The following is a 19,617-nucleotide window of genomic DNA, read 5'->3' on the forward strand; positions in this document are numbered from 1 at the left end:
GTCCCCACCCTATGGCCTAGGTGTATTGACCCGCAGCGTTGTTGACGCGGCTGATGGGTGGCTTGCCGTCGAGTGCTGTGTGGCAGCGGTGATGGTTGTAGGTGTGGAGGAAGTCTGCCAGGGCTTCGGTCCGCTCGTTGTTCGAGGTGTAGGGCCGCAGATAGGCCCACTCATCGAGCAGGGTGCGGTTGAAGCGTTCGACCTTGCCGTTGGTCTGCGGCCGGTAGGCCCGGGTGAGTTTGCCGGTTGCGCCGAGGTCGGCGAGGACGGTCTTCCAGGCCAGGCCCTTGCGGTAGGCCCAGGCGTTGTCGGTCAGGACCCGTTCGATCCGGTCGATGCCGTGGGTGTGGAAGAACGCGGCCGCGCGGGTGAGGAAGCTCGCGCAGGTCGCGACCTTCTCGTCGGGGTGGATCTCGCTGTAGGCCAGGCGGGAGTGGTCGTCGACAGCGGAGTGGACGTAGTCGAAGCCCATGCCGCGGATTGGCCTGCCGGCCTCGCGGCCGTTGGTTTTGTGGCCGCCGCCGTCGGGGATCCGGCCGAGTTTCTTGACGTCCACGTGGATCAGCTCGCCGGGCCGGTCGCGCTCATAGCGGCGGATCACCGTGCCGGTCGGCCGGTCCAGCCAGGCCAGCCGATTGAGCCCGTGGCGGGTCAGGATCCGGTGGACGGTCGAGGTGGGCAGGCCCAGGACCGGGCCGATCCTGGCGGGGCCGAGCTTGCGGGTGCGGCGGAGATCGCAGACGCGGGCCTCGACGGCCTGGGGGGTGCGATGCGGTGTGTGCTGCGGCCTGCTGGAGCGGTCGACCAGGCCCGCGTCGCCTTCCATCCGCCAGCGGCGAATCCACTTGTGGGCGGTGGGCCTCGATATGCCCATCTCGGCCGCCACATGAGCAACCGGCCGTCCTGCCAGGACGCGTTCGACCAGGATCCGCCTGCCGTGAACGGTCAGCCGGGCATTACGGTGGGACACGAAGACCTCCGTGTGCGGTGTGGAGCCTAGACACCTCCACCACACCGGAGGTCTTCGCCATGATCAAGACCTGCGACTGTCAACAACGCTCGTGATCAATACACCTAGGGGGTGCCTTGCCGATCACGCCGCGAGCCCGGCCCGATCGGCGGCGCACACCCCGCACCCGCCCGTCGGATCATCCGCCCGCCTCGTCCGCCCCTGGCTGGCGGGGCAGCACCGGCTGGAGGGTGAGCAGCCGCTCGACCAGGCGCAGGAAGTGCGCGGAGTCCCTGAGCAGGTCGTCGGCCTCGCGCCGGGTCGCCGCGGCGGCGATCCCGGCCTCGGCGCGGGCCCGGCGCGGGGCGCCGGAGGCGAAGAGGGCGCTCCACTCGGTCAGCTCGGGCGCCAGCTCGGCGAGGAGCTCCCAGGCGCTCCGTATCCGCTGCCTGCGGCGGGGGCCGGTCTCGGGCCTGGCCCGGGCGGCGAGCACGGCGGCGGCGGCCCGCAGGGCGGCGAGGTGGGCCGCGGCGTACCGCTCGTGGGGGCGGTCGAGCGCGGCGGCCTCCACGAGCCCGGCACGGGCCTTGGTGAGGAGGTCCAGGGCTGCCGGTGGGGCGGCGGTGCGGCGCGGGACGGGGTGGATGTCGGACGCGGGTCCCGCCTGCACGGGGGCGGGGCGTCGGCGGGGCGCGGCTGCTGCGGAAGGGCTTGCCATGACGAGTCCTCCTGTCGTCGCGTGACGGCTTCGTGGCCGTATGTGTCCATCGTGCCCGCCCCCACTGACAATCCCGCTGACCTGGGGTTTTGCCGGGAAACCCCACTCGGGGGTATTTTTGCACTGACCAGTCAGTTCAAAAAGGGGAATCGGGGGGTGGGCCCGTGGGAGCGGAAGCTGAAGAGCAGCCGCACGGCGCCGCCGTCGTCGCGGACGGCTTCGGACTGAAGGGGCCGCGCGGCTGGGCCTTCCGGGAGGTCTCCTTCCGGGCCGGGCCGGGCGCGCTGGTGGCGATCGAGGGGCCCTCGGGCTCGGGCCGCACGTGCCTGCTGCTCGCGCTCACCGGCCGGATGAAGGCCAAGGAGGGCACCGCGGAGGTCGGCGGCCTGCCGCTCCCGCGGAAGATGGGCGCGGTACGCCGGATCAGCGCCCTCGGGCAGGTCCCGGGGGTCAGCGAGCTCGACCCCGCCTTCACGGTGGCCGAGCATCTGGGCGAGCGGGCCCTGCTCCAGCGCCGTTACGACGGCTCCGTCCGGGCCCTCCTGCGCCGCCCGTCGGAGCGGCGCGCGTCGGCCCGGGCCCGGATCGACGAGGCCGTGGCGGCCGCGGGGCTCGACCTCGCCGCCCTGCCGAAGGGCGAGCGGACCTCCGTACGGGATCTGGAGCGGCTCGAAGCGCTGCGGCTCTCGATCGCCCTGGCCCTGATCGGCCGGCCCCGGCTGCTGGCCGTGGACGACACGGACCTGAAGCTCTCGGACGCCGACCGGGCCGAGGCCTGGGCGCTGCTGCGCTCGGTGGCCGATTCCGGGACGACCGTCCTGGCGGTCTGCAGCGAGGCCCCCGAGGGCGCCCTGAGGATCACCACGCTCGACGGCGCGACGGAGTCCGAGGACGCCCAGGAGGCCCGTGAGGGGGCCGCCGGGGACTCCCGCCCCACCGCCGCAGCCGACGAGGCCGACGAGGCCGACGAGGCCGACGAGGCCGACGAGGCCAAGGCTCGCACCGAAGACGACACCGACGCCGACACCGACGGCAGCAAGGCCGAAGGCGACGTCACCGAAGACACGACCGAGGAGGGGGCGGCCGATGCGCTCGCCGAAACTGGCCGCGCTTGAGCTGAAGCGCTTCGGCAGGGGAAAGCTGCCGCGCGCCGCGCTCGTCGCGATCCTGCTGCTGCCCCTGTTGTACGGCGCCCTGTACCTGTACTCGTTCTGGGATCCGTACAGCAGGCTCGACAAGATTCCGGTCGCCCTCGTCAACGAGGACCGGGGGGCCACCACCGACGGCAAGAAGATCAACGCCGGTGACGACATCACCAAGGGGCTCCTGGAGAGCAACACCTTCGCCTGGCACCGGGTGAGCGACGCCGAGGCGCGCAAGGGCGTCGAGGACGGCACGTACTACCTGTCCCTGACCATGCCCGGCGACTTCAGCTCGCGCATCGCCTCCAGCTCCGGCGACGCGCCCGAGACCGGCGCCCTCCGGGTGCGGACGAACGACGCCAACAACTACATCGTCGGCCAGATCTCCCGGACGGTGTTCTCCGAGGTCCGCACCGCGGCCTCCACCAAGTCCTCCCGCACCTTCCTCGACAAGATCTTCATCTCCTTCTCCGACATCCACGACGCCACCGCGAAGGCCGCCAAGGGCGCGGACGACCTCAAGCAGGGCGTCGACAAGGCGAAGAAGGGCTCGAAGGACCTGGCGAACGGTCTCAAGGACGCCAAGACGGGCAGCGGCGACCTGGCCGCCGGCCTGAAGAAGCTCGACAAGGGCGCCAAGGACCTGGAGAGCGGCTCCCGCAAGGTCGCCAACGGCACCCAGACGCTCGCCGACAAGGTGAACGGCACCGCCGACAAGGTCCGCCCCTATCTGGCGAACAACGGCAAGTCGATCCGCGACACCGCGCGCCTCGTCTCCGACTCCGCCACCGCCGTCCGCCACAACCTGGACGACCTGGTCAGGCGCGCCCCGCTGGTCCGCAGCGCCGCGCACAAGGCCGACGACGGCCTGGCCACGATCCACCGGGAGGAGTGCGAGCTCAAGCCGGAGGCCGACGCCAGGATCTGCGCCAAGCTCAAGGAGGCCTCGGTCACGGCCGACGACGTGGCCACCATCGCGGACGACGTCCACGAGCTCACCAAGGGCAGCACCGACGACCTCAAGACCCTGGACGCGCGCCTTGTCAAGCTCACGAAGCAGGCCGACGAGCTGGCCGCCCGCGCCCCGCACCTCGACGAGGACGTCGAGGACGCCATCCGGAAGATCAACGAGCTGAACGCGGGCGCGAAGAAGGTCGCGGCGGGCGCGGACAAGCTGCACACCGGCATCACCGACGCCAAGACCGGTTCCGTGAACCTCGACACCGGCGTCGGCAAGCTGAAGAAGGGCGCGGGAGACCTCGACGGCGGCCTGTTCAAGCTGGCCGACGGCTCCGGCGAGCTGGCCGGCGGTCTGCACGACGGGGTCGAGCAGATCCCCGACTACGACCAGCAGGACCGCGACCGGCGTACGGAGGTCATGGCCGACCCCGTGCAGCTGGCCTCCCAGTCCCTGCACAAGGCGCCGAACTACGGCACCGGTTTCGCCCCGTACTTCATCCCGCTCTCCCTCTGGGTCGGCGCGATGGTCGCGTACATGATCATCCAGCCGCTCAACCGCCGTGCCCTGGCCGCCGGCGGCTCCGCCTGGCGGATCGCGCTCGCGGGCTGGCTCCCGGTGGCGGCGATCGGCATCCTCCAGGTCGCGGCCCTCATGTCGGTCCTGCACTGGGGCCTCGGACTGCAGATGGACCGGGCCGCCGGGACCGTCGGCTTCCTCGCCCTGGTCACCTGCTGCTTCGCCGCGATCATCCAGTGGCTCAACGCCCGCTTCGGCGCGGCCGGCCGGATCCTGGTCCTCGCGGTCCTGATGCTCCAGCTGACCTCGGCGGGCGGCACGTACCCCGTCCAGACCAGTCCGGGCTTCTTCAACGCCGTCCACCCCTTCCTGCCCATGAGCTACGTGGTCGAGGCGCTGCGCCGGCTGATCACGGGCGGTGGGATCGGGCCCGTCTGGCAGGCCTGCGCGGTCCTGACCGCGTTCACCCTGGGCGCCCTGGCCCTGACCGCCGTCTCCGCCCGGAAGCGGCAGGTCTGGACGCTCGATCGGCTCCACCCCGAACTGACCCTGTGAGACAGGGCCGGTGACACCCGCGACACCTGTGAGAATCGACCCCATGGACAGCAGCAGCACCCGACGCCAGGCCACGCGCGCGAAGCTCTACGAGGCGGCCGTCACCCTCATCGCGGAGCAGGGCTTCTCCGCGACGACGGTGGACGAGATCGCCGAGCGGGCCGGCGTGGCCAAGGGCACGGTCTACTACAACTTCAAGAGCAAGACCGAGCTCTTCGAGGAGCTGCTGCGCCATGGGGTGTCGCTGCTCGCGGCCTCGCTGCGGGCGGCGGCCGAGGAGACCGCCGAGCGCGGCGGGAGCCGGGTCGACGCGCTGGACGCGATGATCCGGGCGGGTCTCGTGTTCATCGACCGCTACCCGGCCTTCACCCAGCTGTACGTGGCCGAGCTCTGGCGCACCAACCGGGCCTGGAACTCCACGCTCCTGGTGGTCCGCCAGGAGGCCGTCGCGGTGGTCGAGGGGGTGCTGCGGGAGGCTGTCGCGGCCGGTGAGCTGAGCGAGGAGATCGACGTCCAGCTGACGGCGGCGGCGCTCGTCGGGATGGTGCTCGTGGCGGCGCTCGACTGGCAGGCCTTCCAGAGCGAGCGTTCGCTCGACGACGTGCACGCGGCGCTTTCGCGGCTGCTGCACGGCCGGGTGGGCGGTCGCTGACCACGCGCCCGCGTGGAGCCCCCGTAACCCCCGTTCGAACAACCACGTCGTACGCACGACGAGAAGGCCGGTCCGTCGAGGCTCGATCCCCCCGAGCCCCGTCGCACCGGCCTTCCTCGTACTCCCCCGTGACACCCCCGTGCCCCGTTGCGGCAGGCACGCGGCCCCGGTTCCGCCGCCCCGTGTCGGCGGTCCCCGGGGCCGCGCCCCTTCCGTGGACCCCACTCTTCCGTCCAGGGGGTCCGGAGCCCATCCGCACACCTACTCATCTCGCCCCCTAGGTACGGGTACTCAGACCTGGTTACGATCGCGGGCGTGTCCGTACTCCCCCTGGTGTTCACCAGCGGCTGGGCGAGCGGGATCAACGCGTACGCGGTGGTCCTGCTGTTCGGCGTCTTCGGCGCGACCGGGCTCACCGACGAGGTGCCCGAGTCCTTGCAGCGCACCGATGTCCTCGTCGTCGCCGGCGTGCTCTTCCTGTGCGAGGCGGTGGCGGACAAGATCCCGTACGTCGACTCGATATGGGATTCCGTCCACACGGTGATCCGGCCGATCGCCGGGGCCGTGGTCGGCGCCCTGCTCGCCGGACAGAACGGTTCCCTGCCGGAGCTGGCGGCGGGCGCGGTCGGCGGTTCGACGGCCCTGCTGAGTCATTTCGTCAAGGCCGGGACGAGGATGGCGGTCAACACCACGCCCGAGCCGTTCTCCAACGTCGCGCTGAGTCTGGCGGAGGACCTCGGGGTGGCGGGCATCGTCACCTTCGCGATCTTCCATCCGCTGGCGGCGTCGATCATCGCGGCCGTCCTGCTCACCCTCGGCCTGGTGATACTGGTCTTCCTCGCCCAGCGGATCCGCCGCTTCCTGCGCCGCAGGTCGCAACGGCGTGAGGAGAGACAGCTCGCCGACGTGGAGGCCCGCACGCGCGCCCGGGCGCCGTCCGAGGACGGGTCGGAACACTTCTGAGCCCGTTCAGGGCTGTCCGAGGCGCCGGATAAAGTCGCTGGCATGGCACGGATTGTGGTGATCGGCGCGGGACTCGGCGCCATGGCGGCGGCGGCCCGGCTGGCCGTGGCGGGCCACCGGGTGACGGTGTACGAGCGGGGCGCGACGTACGGCGGCGCGGTCGGCCGCTTCGCGCGCGACGGGTTCGCCTTCGACACGGGCCCGGGGCTGCTGCATCTGCCCGCCGTGTACCGGGACCTGTTCGTGAAGACGGGCAAGGAGCCGCTGGAGGACTGCGTCACGCTGACGCAGGTCGACCCGGCGAGCCGTCATGTCTTCGCCGACGGCACCCGCGTGGACCTGCCGAACGCCTCCCGGGCCGGCACGGTCGCCGCCCTGGACACGGCGCTCGGCGCGGGCGCGGGCGAGCGCTGGGGCGACTTCCTGGTACGGGCCCGCGAGGCCTGGGACCGCACCCGCCGCCCGCTCCTGGAGGAGCCGCAGCCGGCCGACCCGGCGCCGCTGGCCCGTGAGCCGTATCCGGCCCTGAAGGCGGGCCTGTTGCGGCGCCCGACGACGACGCTCGCGCAGGTCGGGGCGCGCGAGCTGCGCGACCCGCGGCTCGTCGCCCTGCTCGACGCGCACGCGTGGGCGTACGGCTTCGACCCGGCGACCGCCCCCGCCTCGGCCGCCGTCCTGCCGTACATGGAGCAGACCTTCGGCAGCTGGTACGTGGGCGGGGGCCTGCGGGCGCTCGCCGACGCGGTGTACGAGCGCTGCCGGAAGCGGCGGGTCGAGTTCGTCTTCGACACACCCGTGGAGGACGTCCTGGAGAAGGACGGCCGGGCGGTGGGTGTCCGGCTGGCCGGGGGCGAGACCGTCGAGGCCGACCACGTCGTCTCCGGGGCCCCGGTGCCCTCCCTCTACCACGAGCACGTCGTCGAGTGGGGCGACGGCGACGACTGGCCGCACTTCCAGCTCACCTGGACGAGCCGGGTGACGGTCTGTCTGGCGCTGCGCGGGTCCCGGGAGGCGGAGGCGGTCCACCGCACCGTCGTCCACGCGGAGGGCGGGCGGCCGACCGTGACGGTGCTGCGCCCGGACGACCCGGCGCTGCGTCCGGACGCGGATCACGAGTCGGTGACCGTGACGGCCACCGTCCGTACGGCTCCGGATCAGGACGCGGCCGCGTGGGAGACTCTCGCCGGGCGGATGGTCGAGGCGGCCGAGCGTGCGGTCCCGGGGCTGCGGGAGCGGCTGTTGTGGCAGCACGTCCGCACCCCGGAGGACGTACGGCGGGACACCGGCGCCGCCGAGGTGCCGGGGCCGGCGCTCGCGGGGGCCGGCGGGCAACTGCTTCCGGCCGACAACCGCTCCCCGCTGCCGGGCCTCTGGTTCGCGGGCGGCTGGTCCCACCCGGGCGGCGGGCTGGCCCACGCGGGCATGTCGGGCGCGCTGGTGGCGGGATTCATCGTGGAGGGCGCGGAGTTCCGCGGCTCCCGGTAGCGGGCTCTTGCGGCTCCCGGTAGCGGGCTCTCGCGGCTCCCAGTGGCCGGATAGCGCCGTGGGGGCCGCCGGACTCGCCGGGGCCCCCACGATCACACGGTCACTCAGTACCGGTACTGCTGCTGGTCGTCCGGGTGCGGCTCGTAGCCGTACGGGGCCTGCTGCTGCGGCTGGGGCGCCTGCTCGGTGTCGCGCTGCTGCGGGACCCAGACCCCGCCGGGCGGCGTGTCGTAGGTGTACGAGGGGGCGTACGGGTCGCCGTAGTACGAGCCGTACTGCTGGCCGTCCGTGCCGGGCCCGATGTACGGGTCGGAGTAGGCGGCGTACTGCTGCTGCCCGGCGGCCTGCCCGTAGTCGTAGGCCGGCTGCTGCTGCTCGTACGCGGGCGCGTAGGGGTCGTACCCGGTCTGATAACCCGTCTCGTAGCCGGTGCCGGGATGCGGGGAGGCACCGTGACCCGAGTCCTGGCCCATGTTGTAGACGCCGTACTGGCCGGTGTCTTCAGGCATCGGCAGGGGCTCGTAGACCGCGGTGGTCTCGGCGGACGGAGCCTCCGCCCCCTCCGGCACGGCGTACGAGGTGTCCTCCGCCTCGTAGGAGAGCTCGGTGACCTCGAGCGTGGGCCCGGCCTCCGCCGGAGCACCCGACCTGCGGCGACGGCTCGCGCCCGGACTGCCGCCGATCGCCCAGCCGGTGGAGAAGCCACGGCGGAAGGAGAGCGTCACATAGGTCTGGCCGACGGCGAAGGCGACCGCTCCGACGATGATCACCGCCACCGAGGGCAGCAGGACGCCGAGGACCACGCCGAGGAAGCCGCCGAAGGCGAGCACCCGCCAGCGCAGTCGCGCCTTGTACTGCAGGAGCACCTCCCCCAGCAGCCACAGCGCGACCACGCCGAACGCGATGTAGAGGACCGTCCACCCCATGCCCCGCCGCCCCTCTCCACGGTCACCGCCGCGGGTCGGGGCGGGTACGACCGGTTACGACTGCTGGTGCAGTCCGAGATTCTCGTAGATCTCGAGCGTCGCGGTGGAGCTGTTCAGCGTGATGAAGTGCAGTCCGGGGACACCCTCGGAGAGCAGCCGCGCGCAGAACTCCGTCGCGAACTCGATACCGATGGAGCGTACAGCGGCGGCATCGTCCTTGACGGCGAGGATGCGCTCTTTCACATCCGCGGGGAACAGCGCGTTGCTCAGCTGGGGCAGTCGGCCGAGGGTCTTCACGTTCACGACGGGCATGACTTCGGGGATGATCGGGGTCTCGCAGCCGGCCTTGGCGACGCTGTCCCGCAGCCGCAGATAGTTCTCCGGGTCGAAGAACATCTGGGTGATCGCGTAGTCGGCACCCGCGCGGCACTTGTCCACGAAGTGCCGGATGTCCTTGTCCCAGTCGGTGGAGCGGGGGTGCATCTCGGGGAAGGCGGCGACGCCCACGCAGAAGTCGCCCGATTCCTTGATCAGCCGTACGAGGTCGGCGGCGTACCGGACGCCCTCGGGGTGCTCGACCCACTCGCCCAGCGGGTCACCCGGCGGGTCTCCGCGGACGGCGAGCATGTTGCGGATACCGGCGTCGGCGTACTGGCCGAGAATGTTCCGCAGCTCGGCGACCGAGTGGTCGACGGCGGTGAGGTGCGCGACCGGGGTCAGCGTGGTGTCGGAGGCGATCTTCTGGGTGGCCTTGACGGTGCCGCCGCGGGTGGAGCCGCCGGCGCCGTAGGTCACGGAGACGAAGCTGGGGCCGACCGCCTCGACCCGGCGCATGGCGTTCCAGAGGACCTGCTCGCCCTTCTCGGTCCGGGGCGCGAAGAACTCGAAGGAGTACGACGTGCCGCCGGAGGCGAGGATCTCGCGGACCGTGCGGGCGCGGTCCGAGCGGATGGAAGCGGTACCAAGGGCCATACGGGCAGGTTAGACGGGCCGCGGGGACGGGTGTAAACGGTGTCCGATTGATGGACACCTTTTCGGACAGGTGGCCGGGCGGTTCTTCGGAGGAACCGCCGGACGGATCGCCGGACGGGCCGCCGGACACCTCACCGGTCCCGCCGGAGCGGCCGGAAGGTCCCGGCGGATCCCGCCGGACACCCCACAGGCCCTGCCCGGGCAGGGCCTACTCCCCCGCGCGCTCGCGGACCCGCTTGGCGAGGGCGGCCGTCGCGGCGGCCGGGTCGTCGGCCTCGGTGATCGCCCGGACGACGACGATCCGGCGCGCTCCGGCGTCCAGAACCTCGTCCAGATTCGTCTCGTCGATGCCGCCGATGGCGAACCAGGGGCGGTCCTGGGCCAGGCCCGCCGCGTACCGCACGAGGCCGAGGCCCGGCGCGTACCGTCCGGGCTTGGTGGGGGTGGGCCAGCAGGGCCCGGTGCAGAAGTAGTCCACGCCCGGTTCGACGGCGGCCGCGGCCGCCTCGGTCTCGGCGTGGCAGGAGCGGCCGATCAGGACCTCGTCGCCGAGGATCGCCCGGGCGGCGGGCACGGGCAGGTCGCCCTGGCCCAGGTGCAGCACGCCGGAGCCGATGGCGTGGGCGACGTCGGCCCGGTCGTTCACGGCGAGGAGCTTGCCGTGCCGACGGGCGGCGTCGGCGAAGACGGCGAGGTGCTCCAGCTCCTCACCCGCCTCCATGCCCTTGTCGCGGAGCTGCACGATGTCCACGCCGGAGGAGAGCACGGCGTCGAGGAAGGCGGGCAGGTCGCCCTGGCGCTTCCGGGCGTCGGTGCACAGGTAGAGCCGGGCGTCGGCGAGCCGCTCACGAGGCGTGGGCATGGGTGGGTTCCCCCCGTCGGTGTCACGGGGGCCACGGCGGCCGGCCCGTGGGGCCGGTCGCGCCGTGACACCCGCTCGTGGTGTCTTCGGTGTGTGCGGGCGTCAGATGGCGAGCGCCTGGGCGCGGCGCTTCACCTCCGTGCCGCGGTTCTCGTTGAGTGCCTGCGCGGGCGTGCCCGGCAGGCTCTCGTCCGGAGTGAAGAGCCACTCCAGCATCTCTTCGTCGCTGAAGCCGTCGTCCCGCAGCACGGTCAGGAGCCCGACGAGGCCCTTGACGATCCTGTCGCCCTGGATGAAGGCGGCGGGAATCTGCAGGGCGTTGTTCTCTCCACGGCGCACGGCGATGAGCTGACCATCCTTGATCAGCTGCCGCACGCGCGTCACCTCGACATCGAGCATCTCCGCGATGTCGGGCACGTAGAGCCAGGCGGGGACGAGCGCATCGATCTTTACGTCAATCTCGGTCACAGGACAAGCCTGCCATCCCGGACTGACAGCCGGTAGTCGGGCCCTACCGGACTGCCGCCTTCAGAGGTACGGAGGGGTCCGCCGCGCGCGTGGGATCGACCGCGGTGGCCGTCTCGATGAGCTTGCGGCCCTGGGCCAGGTCACGGGGGCGGCCGACGGCGAGGACGGCCACCGGCACCCCGGCGCGCAGCCACAGCACGGACCAGGCCTCCTCCGCCGGGTCGCCGCGCCAGAGCAGTGTGTCCGCGCCCGCGTGGTGACCGGCGTACTGGACGAAGCGGCCGAACTGCTCGGACCAGAAGTACGGGACGGGGTCGTACGGCCCCGAGTCGGCCCCGGTGATCGTCGCGGCGACCGTGCGGGGGCCCTGGAGCGCGTTGTCCCAGTGGTGGACGAGGAGGCGCCGGCCGTAGCGGGCGGACGGGAAGGAGGCGCAGTCCCCGACCGCGTACACATCGGGCAGGTTGGTGCGCAGCCGCTCGTCGGCGGTGACTGCGCCGCTCGGGTCGAGGGCGATGCCCGAGCCGGCGAGCCAGCCGGTGGCGGGGAGGGCGCCGATGCCGACGACGACGGCGTCGGCGGGCAGCTCGCGGCCGTCGGCGAGGACGACCCTGCCCGGTGCGCCGGGCTCGACGGTGCGGACGCGCGCGTGGGTGAGGAGTTCGGCGCCGTTCTCCCCGTACCACTCGGCCATGGGGGCGGTGACTTCGGCGGGCAGGGCTCCGGCGAGGGGACGGTCGGCGGCCTCGACGACGGTGACCGCGCAGCCGGCCTCGCGCGCGGCGGTGGCGAATTCGGCGCCGATCCATCCGGCGCCGACGACCACGACGCTGTGGCGGCGCTCCAGGACGGGCCCGAGGCGTACCGCGTCGTCGAGGGTCCGCAGCAGATGGATCCCGGGGACGCCTTCGGTGCCGGGCAGGGTGACCGGCTGGGCGCCGGTCGCGACGACCAGGGTGTCGTACGCGACGGGCCCGGCCTCGGTGTCGATCTCGTGGTCGGCGGCGCGCAGCCCGGTGACGTCCAGGCCGAGGCGGAGCTCGACGCCGAGCTCCTCGAAGTCGACGTCGAAGGCGGAGTCCTCGGCCTTGCCGAGGAGGATGGCCTTGGAGAGCGGGGGCCGGTCGTAGGGCTGGTGGGGCTCGGCCCCGATGAGGGTCACCGGGCCGGTGAAGCCCTGTCCGCGCAGGGCGACGGCGGTCTGTACGCCCGCCATGCCGGCGCCGACGATCACGACGTGCTGCTGTGCCTGCTTCTGCTCGCTCACCCGACCACCTTACGCATCTGACGGACCGTCAGGAAGGGAGGGGTCTGTGGCCCCCCGGAGGCGGAAGCTAGTGTGTCGGGCGTAAAGCACTCGCGGGAGCCCGGACGCACCGGGCTGAGAGGGAGGCTGGGACGGCCTCCGACCGTACGAACCTGATCCGGGTCATGCCGGCGAAGGGAGGGGCTGGACGCCCATGCGTTCTTCCGATGTCCACGTGTCCGAAGTCGAAGTGTCCGAAATCGATGCACCCGACGGCCGTCCGTCCGATGTCCGTGGATCCGATGTCCGTGGATCCGATGTCCTCGTCGTCGGGGGCGGCATCATCGGACTGGTCACGGCCTGGCGGGCCGCGCGGCGCGGCCTGCGCACCGCAGTGATCGACCCGGCCCCCGGCGGCGGCGCCGCACGGGTCGCGGCCGGGATGCTCGCCGCCGTCACCGAACTCCACTACGGCGAGGAGACCCTGCTCGGGCTCAACCTCGCCTCCGCCGCCCGCTATCCCGCGTTCGTCGCGGAGCTCGAGGAATCCACCGGCCACGACGTCGGCTACCGCGCCTGCGGCACCCTCGCCGTCGCCCTCGACGCCGACGACCGGGCCCACCTGCGCGAACTGCACGCCCTGCAGACCCGCTGCGGACTCACCTCGGAGTGGCTCAGCGGCCGCGAATGCCGCCGCCTCGAACCGATGCTGGCCCCGGGCGTGCGCGGCGGGCTCCGGGTGGACGGCGACCACCAGGTCGACCCGCGCCGGCTCGCCACCGCGCTCCTCGTCGCCTGCGAACGGGCCGGGGTGGTCTTCCACCGCGCCCTCGCGCAGAGCCTGACGGTGGTACGGGACCGGGCGCGCGGAGTCGTGCTCGCCGGAGGCGAGGAACTGACGGCCGACCAGGTCGTCCTCGCCGCGGGCAGCCTCAGCGGGCGCCTCGCGGGCGTGCCCGACGAGGTGCTGCCGCCGGTGCGTCCGGTGAAGGGCCAGGTACTGCGCCTGCGGGTACCGGCCCCGTACGCCCCCTTCCTCTCCCGGACCGTCCGCGCCGTCGTCCGCGGCAGCCACGTCTACCTGGTGCCCCGCGAGAACGGCGAACTCGTCATCGGCGCCACCAGCGAGGAACTGGGCTGGGACACCACGGTGACGGCGGGCGGCGTGTACGAGCTGCTGCGCGACGCCCACGAGCTCGTCCCCGGGCTCACCGAGCTGCCGCTCACCGAGACCCTGGCGGGACTGCGCCCCGCGTCCCCCGACAACGCACCCCTGCTCGGCCCCACCGCCCTGCCCGGCCTGCACCTGGCCACCGGCCACTACCGCAACGGGGTCCTGCTCACCCCCGTCACCGGCGACGTCATGGCCGAAGTGCTCACCACGGGCTTCCTCCCCGACGAGGCCCGCCCCTTCACCCCCCGCCGTTTCTCTCCCGTACGTCAGGAGCAGCCCGCATGAACGTGTCCGTGAACGGAGAACCGCGCGTGCTCTCCGGCCCCCTCTCCCTCGACGCCCTCGTCGCCACCCTGACCACGGCCCACTCCGGAGTCGCCGCCGCCCTCAACGAGACGGTCGTGCCGCGCGGCGAGTGGGCGGCGACGCTGCTCGGCGAGGGCGACCGCGTGGAGGTCCTCACCGCGGTGCAGGGAGGCTGAGCGCGATGTCCGACGACGTGTTCGCCCTCGGGGGTACGGAGTTCTCCTCGCGCCTGATCATGGGCACCGGCGGGGCGCCCAGCCTCGACGTCCTGGAGCGCTCGCTCATCGCCAGCGGCACCGAACTGACCACCGTCGCCATGCGGCGGCTCGACCCGACCGTCCAGGGCTCGGTCCTCTCCGTCCTGGAGCGGCTCGGCATCCGGGTCCTGCCCAACACGGCGGGCTGCTTCACGGCCGGCGAGGCCGTCCTCACCGCCCGGCTGGCGCGGGAGGCGCTCGGCACGGACTGGATCAAGCTGGAGGTCGTCGCCGACGAGCGGACCCTGCTGCCGGACGGGGAGGAGCTCCTCGAAGCGGCGGAGACGCTGGTCGACGACGGCTTCACCGTCCTCCCCTACACCAACGACGACCCCGTCCTCGCGCGGAAGCTGGAGGACGTGGGCTGCGCGGCGATCATGCCGCTCGGCTCCCCGATCGGCTCGGGGCTCGGCATCCGCAACCCGCACAACTTCCAGCTGATCACGGAGCGGGCGGGGGTGCCGGTGATCCTCGACGCGGGCGCGGGAACGGCGTCCGACGTGGCGCTCGCGATGGAGCTGGGGTGCGCGGCGGTGATGCTCGCCTCGGCGGTGACGCGCGCGCAGGAGCCGGTCCTGATGGCCTCGGCGATGCGGCACGCGGTGGAGGCGGGCCGCCTCGCGCATCGGGCGGGCCGCATCCCCCGCCGCCACTTCGCGGAGGCGTCCTCCCCGACGGAGGGCCGCGCAACCTTGGACCCAGAACGCCCGGCGTTCTGAACACCCGGGGTCCGACCCCCCGAGTGGACCTACGCCCCACCCACCGTGGGCCTGCGCCCCACCCGCCGTGGCCGTCGCCCCCCGTCGTGGCCGTCGCCCGCCGTTGTGGGCATTCGTTCCGCTGGGGCGGAACGGGTGGGCACAACGGACGGCGCCCCTTGCCGGGCCCAGGCTTCCGCGCCCTGACCCGCACCACAGGTGCGCCGTGCCAGGTGGTGCGGGTCCAGGCACAAGGGGCGGAGGCGCCGCCGAGCGCGCCGTCCCGTGTGCCCACCCGTCCCGCCCCAGCGGGACGATTGCCCACACGGGCAGGGGAGCGGGCACGGCGAGCCAGGCCCAGCGAGGCGCGGGGTCGCACGGCCGAGGTCTCGGCCCGCGAGGCACGTGCCCCACACGGGCAGGGGAGCGGGCGCGGCGAGCCAGGCCCAGCGGGGGGCCGGGTCGCACGGCAGGGGGGCTCGGGCCCGTGAGGCGGGTGGCCCGCGCAGGGGCGGGGGCGGGCGGCGCCCCTGCGCGGGGGCAGGGCTCGTCACAGGTGCGTCGCAGTCGAGGCCACCCGGACGAGGCCCCATCGACCGGCTCGTAGACTCGACGCCGTGGACACGACCCTTCAGGACCCCCTCGTCGGGCGGCTGCTCGACGGCCGCTACCGCGTCGACGCGCGCATCGCCGTCGGCGGGATGGCCACGGTCTACCGGGCCGTGGACACCCGCCTCGACCGCGTCCTCGCGCTCAAGGTGATGCACCCCGCCCTCGCCACCGACGCCGCCTTCGTGGAGCGCTTCATCCGCGAGGCGAAGTCCGTCGCCCGGCTCTCGCATCCCAACGTCGTCGGCGTGTTCGACCAGGGCGCCGAGGGCGCGTACGTCTATCTGGCGATGGAGTACGTCGCCGGCTGCACCCTCCGTGACGTCCTGCGCGAGCGCGGCGCCCTCGCGCCCCGGGCCGCCCTCGACATCCTGGAGCCCGTGCTCGCCGCGCTCGGCGCCGCGCACCGGGCCGGGTTCGTGCACCGGGACATGAAGCCGGAGAACGTCCTGATAGGGGACGACGGCCGGGTCAAGGTCGCCGACTTCGGTCTCGTACGGGCCGTGGGCTCGGCGACGGCCACCACCGGCTCGGTCCTCGGGACCGTCTCGTACCTCGCGCCGGAGCAGATCGAGCACGGCACCGCCGACACCCGTGCCGATGTGTACGCCTGCGGTGTCGTGCTGTACGAGATGCTGACCGGCGGCAAGCCGCACTCGGGCGACACCCCCGCCCAGGTGCTCTACCAGCACCTCAGCACGGACGTGCCCGCTCCTTCCGTGACTGTTCCGGGCCTGGCCCTGGAGCTGGACGAGCTGGTCGCGGCGGCGACGGCCCGTAACCCCGAGGTCCGCCCGTACGACGCGGTCGCCCTGCTCGCCCTCCTCCGGGAGGCCCGCGCCACGCTCGGCGAGGAGCAGCTGGACGCCGTACCTCCGCAGGCGCGGTCCGAGGTCCGGGACACGACGGACGACCGGACCAGTGTGATCGCCCGGCCGGTACCGGCCGAGGGCGACGCCCAGCAGGTGCTGCACACGAACCGACTGCCGGCCCCGGAAGCTCCCGCGACCGCCCGTCGCCGGCCTCCGCGCGGCCCTCTTCTCCTGGTCCTGGGGGTCCTGCTGGCCCTCGGTCTGGGCGCCGGTGTCTGGTACATCAATTCCGGCCAGTTCACCCGGGTCCCCGCCGTGCTCGGCCAGACGGAGACCGAGGCGACGAAGCGGATCGCCGACGCCAGACTGGAGGTCGGCACCACGAAGCGCGCGTTCAGCGACGTGTACGAGCGCGGCACCGTCATGGCCGTCGACCCGGCGCCCGGCGAGCGTCTCCGGGACAACGGCACGGTCACCCTGACCCTGTCCCGTGGTCCCGAGATCGTGAAGGTGCCCAACCTCAAGAACAAGCCGCTCGCCGAGGCCAAGCGCGCCCTGGCGCGGGAGGGCCTGGTCGCCGGGGTGGTCACCCACACGTTCAGCGACTCCGTCGCCCAGGGCTCGGTGATCAGCTCCGACCCCGAGCCCGGCACCGAGCGCGCCCCCGACTCGGCCATCGCCCTGGTGGTCAGCAAGGGCTCCCCGATCGACGTCCCCGACGTCACCGGCGAGACCGTCGCCGGCGCCACGGCCCTGCTCCAGGACGAGGGGCTCAAGGTGGTGCTCGCCCCGGAGCGGATCAACTCCCCGGAGGCCGCCGGGTCCGTCGCCGCCCAGTCCCTCGCCGAGGGCAGCCGGGCCGCCGAGGGCGACACGATCACCCTGACCGTCTCCAAGGGCCCGAGGCTCGTGGAGGTCCCGGACGTCGTCGGCGAGACGGTCGACGACGCGCGTACGGCCCTGGAGGACGAGGGCTTCGAGGTGGAGGTCAAGAAGTCCTTCCCCTACCTGGGCGACACGGTCACGGGCCAGTCCGTGGAGGGCGGTTCCACCGCGCCCGAGGGCTCCACCGTCACGATCACGATCAAGGGACTGTAAGACTGATGCGCAACCCCGTCGGCGGCCATGTCCCCGTGGCCGGTGGCCTCGCCACGATCGGCCTCGGTTACGCCCGTGAGCTCGGCGCCGAGACCGTGCAGGTCTTCGTCGCCAACCCGCGCGGCTGGGCCACCCCTCCCGGGAACCCCGCCCAGGACGAACGGTTCCGCGCCGAGTGCGCCGCCGAGTCGATCTCGGCCTGGGTCCACGCCCCGTATCTGATCAACTTCGGCTCGCACACCGAGGCCACCGCGGAGAAGTCGGTGGAGTCGCTGCGGCACTCGCTGCGGCGGGGCCGGGAGATCGGCGCGAAGGGCGTGGTGGTGCACACCGGCTCGGCGACCGGGGGCCGCCCGCGCGAGGTGGCGCTGGCGCAGGTACGGGAGCGGCTGCTGCCGCTCCTCGACGAGCTGACGCACGACGACGACCCGGATCTGCTCCTGGAGTCGACGGCCGGGCAGGGCTTCTCGCTCTGTTCGCGCGCGGAGGACTTCGGGCCGTACTTCGACGCGCTCGACCGGCACCCGAAGCTGGGGATCTGCCTCGACACCTGCCACATCTTCGCCGCCGGCCACGATCTGACGGGGCCGCACGGTGCGGCGCAGACGCTCGACCAGCTGGTGGAGACCGTGGGTGAGGGACGGCTGAAGCTGATTCACGCCAATGACTCCCAGGACGTCGTCGGCGCGCGCAAGGACCGGCACGCGAACATCGGCGTGGGGCACATCGGCGAGGACGCGTTCCGGAACCTTCTCCACCACCCGGCGACCGAGGGCGTGCCGCTGATCATCGAGACGCCCGGCGGTACGGCGGGGCACCTCGCGGACGTGGAGCTGCTCAAGAAGCTGAGGGGCTGACACGCTTTCCCGTTGAGGAATACCCCAGGGGGGTATACGGTTCCTGTAACGGCAGGAACCGCTACCCGACCATGGGGGGCACCCGATGCAGCACGACGCGCACGCCCATCACGATCACAGCAGCCACGAGGGCCACACCGACCACGGCGCTCACGCCGGCCACGAGGGGCACGAGGGGCACACGGACCATGCCGGCCACACGGCGGCGGGCCACGAGGGCCACCACGGCGCCCACCACACCCCCGGCAAGGTCTCCTGGTCCATGGCCGCAAAGGCCACGCTGCACTGCCTCACCGGCTGCGCCATCGGCGAGGTGCTCGGCATGATCATCGGCACCGCGCTCGGCTGGGGCAACATGCAGACGATGATCCTCGCGATCATCCTGGCCTTCTTCTTCGGCTACGCGCTCACCCTGCGCGGCATCCTGTCCGCCGGCGTCGATTTCAAGACGGCCTTCAAGGTCGCGCTCGCCGCCGACTCCCTCTCCATCGCGGTCATGGAGATCATCGACAACGGCGTCATCGCCCTCTGGCCCGGCGCCATGGACGCCCACCTCTCCGACCCGATCTTCTGGATCGTGCTCGCCATCGCGCTCGCCGCCGCCTTCGTGATCACCACGCCGGTCAACAAGTGGATGATCGGCCGCGGCAAGGGGCACGCGGTGGTCCACCAGTACCACCACTGAGCGACGGAACCACGCCACACCGACGGACGGGCGGTCCGGAGCGCTACAGCTCCGGGCCGTCTCCCGGTTCCTCCTGGTACGAGTACCGCTGCTCCAGCCAGGGGTCGCCGAGGTTGTGGTAGCCGCGCTCCTCCCAGAAGCCCCGGCGGTCGGCGGCCATGTACTCCACGCCCCGGATCCACTTGGGGCCCTTCCAGGCGTACAGATGCGGGACGACCAGGCGCAGCGGGAAGCCGTGCTCGGCGGTGAGCAGCTCCCCGTCCATGTGAGTGGCGAAAATCGTGCGGTCGTCGGCGAAGTCGGAGAGTCGCATGTTGGCGCTGTAGCCGTACTCGGCCCAGACCATCACATGGGTGACCTGCGGCGCGGGCGGGGCGAGCTCCAGGACCGTACGGGCCGGGACGCCACCCCATTCGGCCCCGAGCATGCTGAATTTCGTGACGCAGTGCAGATCGGCCACGACCGTGGAGAACGGAAGTGCCGAGAACTCCTCGTGGTTCCAGCACCGCTTGTCACCGTCGGCCGTCGCCCCGAAGACGCGGAACTCCCAGCGGTCCGGCTTGAACTTGGGGACGGGCCCGTAATGGGTGACCGGCCAGCCGCGCTGGAGCCGCTGACCAGGCGGAAGGTCCGGTGAACGATCCGGCTGCCCCGCTTCCCGGTGTACCCCGCTCTCCGGCTGACCCATGTCATCCATGGTGACAGA

19 protein-coding genes and 1 riboswitch are annotated in these 19,617 nt (G+C 72.6%); of the genes, 11 read left to right on the top strand and 8 right to left on the bottom strand.

Going from position 1 to position 19,617, the window contains the following annotated elements; translation table 11 throughout:
- Positions 1–16: 16 nt before the first annotated feature.
- Both OG462_RS13630 and OG462_RS13635 read right to left on the bottom strand, forming a co-directional pair.
- A complete protein-coding gene (locus OG462_RS13630) occupies positions 17–970 on the bottom strand; it encodes an IS481 family transposase (RefSeq protein WP_406055974.1) in 954 nt (317 codons plus the stop codon).
- A gap of 178 nt (positions 971–1,148) precedes the next feature.
- Positions 1,149–1,667, bottom strand: a complete 519-nt coding sequence (locus OG462_RS13635; RefSeq protein ID WP_406057692.1) for an SAV_6107 family HEPN domain-containing protein — start codon at positions 1,665–1,667, stop codon at positions 1,149–1,151.
- A 164-nt stretch (positions 1,668–1,831) separates the two neighbouring features.
- On the opposite strand from OG462_RS13635, the gene OG462_RS13640 reads away from it, so the two are divergent.
- From OG462_RS13640 to OG462_RS13660, 5 genes are all read left to right on the top strand, one after another.
- The gene (locus OG462_RS13640; RefSeq protein WP_406057693.1) at positions 1,832–2,782 is read left to right on the top strand and encodes an ATP-binding cassette domain-containing protein; all 951 of its coding nucleotides are present in this window, start codon (positions 1,832–1,834) and stop codon (positions 2,780–2,782) included.
- Positions 2,754–4,841: a YhgE/Pip family protein gene (locus OG462_RS13645; RefSeq protein WP_406057694.1), complete on the top strand. Its 2,088-nt coding sequence runs from the start codon at positions 2,754–2,756 to the stop codon at positions 4,839–4,841. Before OG462_RS13640 ends, OG462_RS13645 begins: the two co-directional genes overlap by 29 nt.
- A 43-nt stretch (positions 4,842–4,884) precedes the next feature.
- The gene (locus tag OG462_RS13650) at positions 4,885–5,493 is read left to right on the top strand and encodes a TetR/AcrR family transcriptional regulator (protein ID WP_406057695.1); all 609 of its coding nucleotides are present in this window, start codon (positions 4,885–4,887) and stop codon (positions 5,491–5,493) included.
- Between the two features lie 315 nt (positions 5,494–5,808).
- The gene (locus OG462_RS13655) at positions 5,809–6,456 is read left to right on the top strand and encodes a DUF4126 domain-containing protein (RefSeq protein WP_406057696.1); all 648 of its coding nucleotides are present in this window, start codon (positions 5,809–5,811) and stop codon (positions 6,454–6,456) included.
- Between the two features lie 42 nt (positions 6,457–6,498).
- Positions 6,499–7,941, top strand: a complete 1,443-nt coding sequence (locus OG462_RS13660) for a phytoene desaturase family protein (protein WP_406057697.1) — start codon at positions 6,499–6,501, stop codon at positions 7,939–7,941.
- 104 nt (positions 7,942–8,045) lie between these two features.
- Here OG462_RS13660 and OG462_RS13665 read toward each other — a convergent pair whose 3' ends face one another.
- The 5 genes from OG462_RS13665 to OG462_RS13685 form a co-directional block, all read right to left on the bottom strand.
- Positions 8,046–8,867, bottom strand: coding sequence for a hypothetical protein (locus OG462_RS13665; RefSeq protein WP_406057698.1), 822 nt, complete (start codon positions 8,865–8,867; stop codon positions 8,046–8,048).
- Between the two features lie 54 nt (positions 8,868–8,921).
- Positions 8,922–9,839, bottom strand: coding sequence for a methylenetetrahydrofolate reductase [NAD(P)H] (gene metF / locus OG462_RS13670; RefSeq protein WP_406057699.1), 918 nt, complete (start codon positions 9,837–9,839; stop codon positions 8,922–8,924).
- Between the two features lie 208 nt (positions 9,840–10,047).
- On the bottom strand, positions 10,048–10,701 hold the full coding sequence (gene thiE / locus OG462_RS13675) for a thiamine phosphate synthase (RefSeq protein ID WP_406057700.1): 654 nt from the start codon (positions 10,699–10,701) through the stop codon (positions 10,048–10,050).
- 102 nt (positions 10,702–10,803) lie between these two features.
- On the bottom strand, positions 10,804–11,169 hold the full coding sequence (locus OG462_RS13680) for an Rv2175c family DNA-binding protein (RefSeq protein ID WP_406057701.1): 366 nt from the start codon (positions 11,167–11,169) through the stop codon (positions 10,804–10,806).
- A gap of 43 nt (positions 11,170–11,212) precedes the next feature.
- Positions 11,213–12,436 carry an NAD(P)/FAD-dependent oxidoreductase gene (locus tag OG462_RS13685; protein WP_406057702.1) on the bottom strand — a complete coding sequence of 408 codons (1,224 nt, stop codon included), beginning with the start codon at positions 12,434–12,436 and terminating at the stop codon, positions 11,213–11,215.
- Positions 12,437–12,518: 82 nt separating this feature from the next.
- A riboswitch (TPP riboswitch) is annotated at positions 12,519–12,632 on the top strand.
- On the opposite strand from OG462_RS13685, the gene thiO reads away from it, so the two are divergent.
- From thiO to OG462_RS13715, 6 genes are all read left to right on the top strand, one after another.
- Positions 12,630–13,874: a glycine oxidase ThiO gene (gene thiO, locus OG462_RS13690; RefSeq protein ID WP_406057703.1), complete on the top strand. Its 1,245-nt coding sequence runs from the start codon at positions 12,630–12,632 to the stop codon at positions 13,872–13,874. (Overlaps the previous riboswitch by 3 nt.)
- A complete protein-coding gene (gene thiS, locus OG462_RS13695; RefSeq protein ID WP_406057704.1) occupies positions 13,871–14,071 on the top strand; it encodes a sulfur carrier protein ThiS in 201 nt (66 codons plus the stop codon). The genes thiO and thiS overlap by 4 nt, the downstream gene beginning before the upstream one ends.
- Positions 14,072–14,076: 5 nt before the next feature.
- The gene (locus OG462_RS13700) at positions 14,077–14,871 is read left to right on the top strand and encodes a thiazole synthase (protein ID WP_406057705.1); all 795 of its coding nucleotides are present in this window, start codon (positions 14,077–14,079) and stop codon (positions 14,869–14,871) included.
- A 596-nt stretch (positions 14,872–15,467) separates the two neighbouring features.
- The gene (gene pknB / locus OG462_RS13705) at positions 15,468–17,369 is read left to right on the top strand and encodes a Stk1 family PASTA domain-containing Ser/Thr kinase (protein WP_406057706.1); all 1,902 of its coding nucleotides are present in this window, start codon (positions 15,468–15,470) and stop codon (positions 17,367–17,369) included.
- 5 nt (positions 17,370–17,374) lie between these two features.
- Positions 17,375–18,226, top strand: a complete 852-nt coding sequence (locus OG462_RS13710; protein ID WP_406057707.1) for a deoxyribonuclease IV — start codon at positions 17,375–17,377, stop codon at positions 18,224–18,226.
- Between the two features lie 85 nt (positions 18,227–18,311).
- Complete coding sequence (locus OG462_RS13715) at positions 18,312–18,911, top strand: DUF4396 domain-containing protein (RefSeq protein ID WP_406057708.1); 600 nt, start codon at positions 18,312–18,314, stop codon at positions 18,909–18,911.
- Positions 18,912–18,954: 43 nt separating this feature from the next.
- Here the strand turns inward: OG462_RS13715 and OG462_RS13720 are convergent, their stop codons facing one another.
- The gene (locus OG462_RS13720; protein WP_406057709.1) at positions 18,955–19,599 is read right to left on the bottom strand and encodes a sulfite oxidase-like oxidoreductase; all 645 of its coding nucleotides are present in this window, start codon (positions 19,597–19,599) and stop codon (positions 18,955–18,957) included.
- Between the last annotated feature and the right edge of the window lie 18 nt (positions 19,600–19,617).

This window comes from Streptomyces sp. NBC_01077 (assembly GCF_045162855.1).
Taxonomy (GTDB): Bacteria; Actinomycetota; Actinomycetes; order Streptomycetales; family Streptomycetaceae; genus Streptomyces.

What these genes read in the sequence shown, in the direction of transcription:
- OG462_RS13635 (WP_406057692.1), bottom strand. Translation starts at nt 1,667, where the DNA reads ATGGCAAGCCCTTCCGCAGCAGCCGCGCCCCGCCGACGCCCCGCCCCC.
- OG462_RS13715 (WP_406057708.1), top strand. Translation starts at nt 18,312, where the DNA reads ATGCAGCACGACGCGCACGCCCATCACGATCACAGCAGCCACGAGGGC.
- OG462_RS13650 (WP_406057695.1), top strand. Translation starts at nt 4,885, where the DNA reads ATGGACAGCAGCAGCACCCGACGCCAGGCCACGCGCGCGAAGCTCTAC.
- OG462_RS13645 (WP_406057694.1), top strand. Translation starts at nt 2,754, where the DNA reads ATGCGCTCGCCGAAACTGGCCGCGCTTGAGCTGAAGCGCTTCGGCAGG.
- thiO (WP_406057703.1), top strand. Translation starts at nt 12,630, where the DNA reads ATGCGTTCTTCCGATGTCCACGTGTCCGAAGTCGAAGTGTCCGAAATC.
- OG462_RS13710 (WP_406057707.1), top strand. Translation starts at nt 17,375, where the DNA reads ATGCGCAACCCCGTCGGCGGCCATGTCCCCGTGGCCGGTGGCCTCGCC.
- thiS (WP_406057704.1), top strand. Translation starts at nt 13,871, where the DNA reads ATGAACGTGTCCGTGAACGGAGAACCGCGCGTGCTCTCCGGCCCCCTC.
- OG462_RS13660 (WP_406057697.1), top strand. Translation starts at nt 6,499, where the DNA reads ATGGCACGGATTGTGGTGATCGGCGCGGGACTCGGCGCCATGGCGGCG.
- thiE (WP_406057700.1), bottom strand. Translation starts at nt 10,701, where the DNA reads ATGCCCACGCCTCGTGAGCGGCTCGCCGACGCCCGGCTCTACCTGTGC.
- OG462_RS13665 (WP_406057698.1), bottom strand. Translation starts at nt 8,867, where the DNA reads ATGGGGTGGACGGTCCTCTACATCGCGTTCGGCGTGGTCGCGCTGTGG.
- metF (WP_406057699.1), bottom strand. Translation starts at nt 9,839, where the DNA reads ATGGCCCTTGGTACCGCTTCCATCCGCTCGGACCGCGCCCGCACGGTC.
- OG462_RS13720 (WP_406057709.1), bottom strand. Translation starts at nt 19,599, where the DNA reads ATGGGTCAGCCGGAGAGCGGGGTACACCGGGAAGCGGGGCAGCCGGAT.
- OG462_RS13700 (WP_406057705.1), top strand. Translation starts at nt 14,077, where the DNA reads ATGTCCGACGACGTGTTCGCCCTCGGGGGTACGGAGTTCTCCTCGCGC.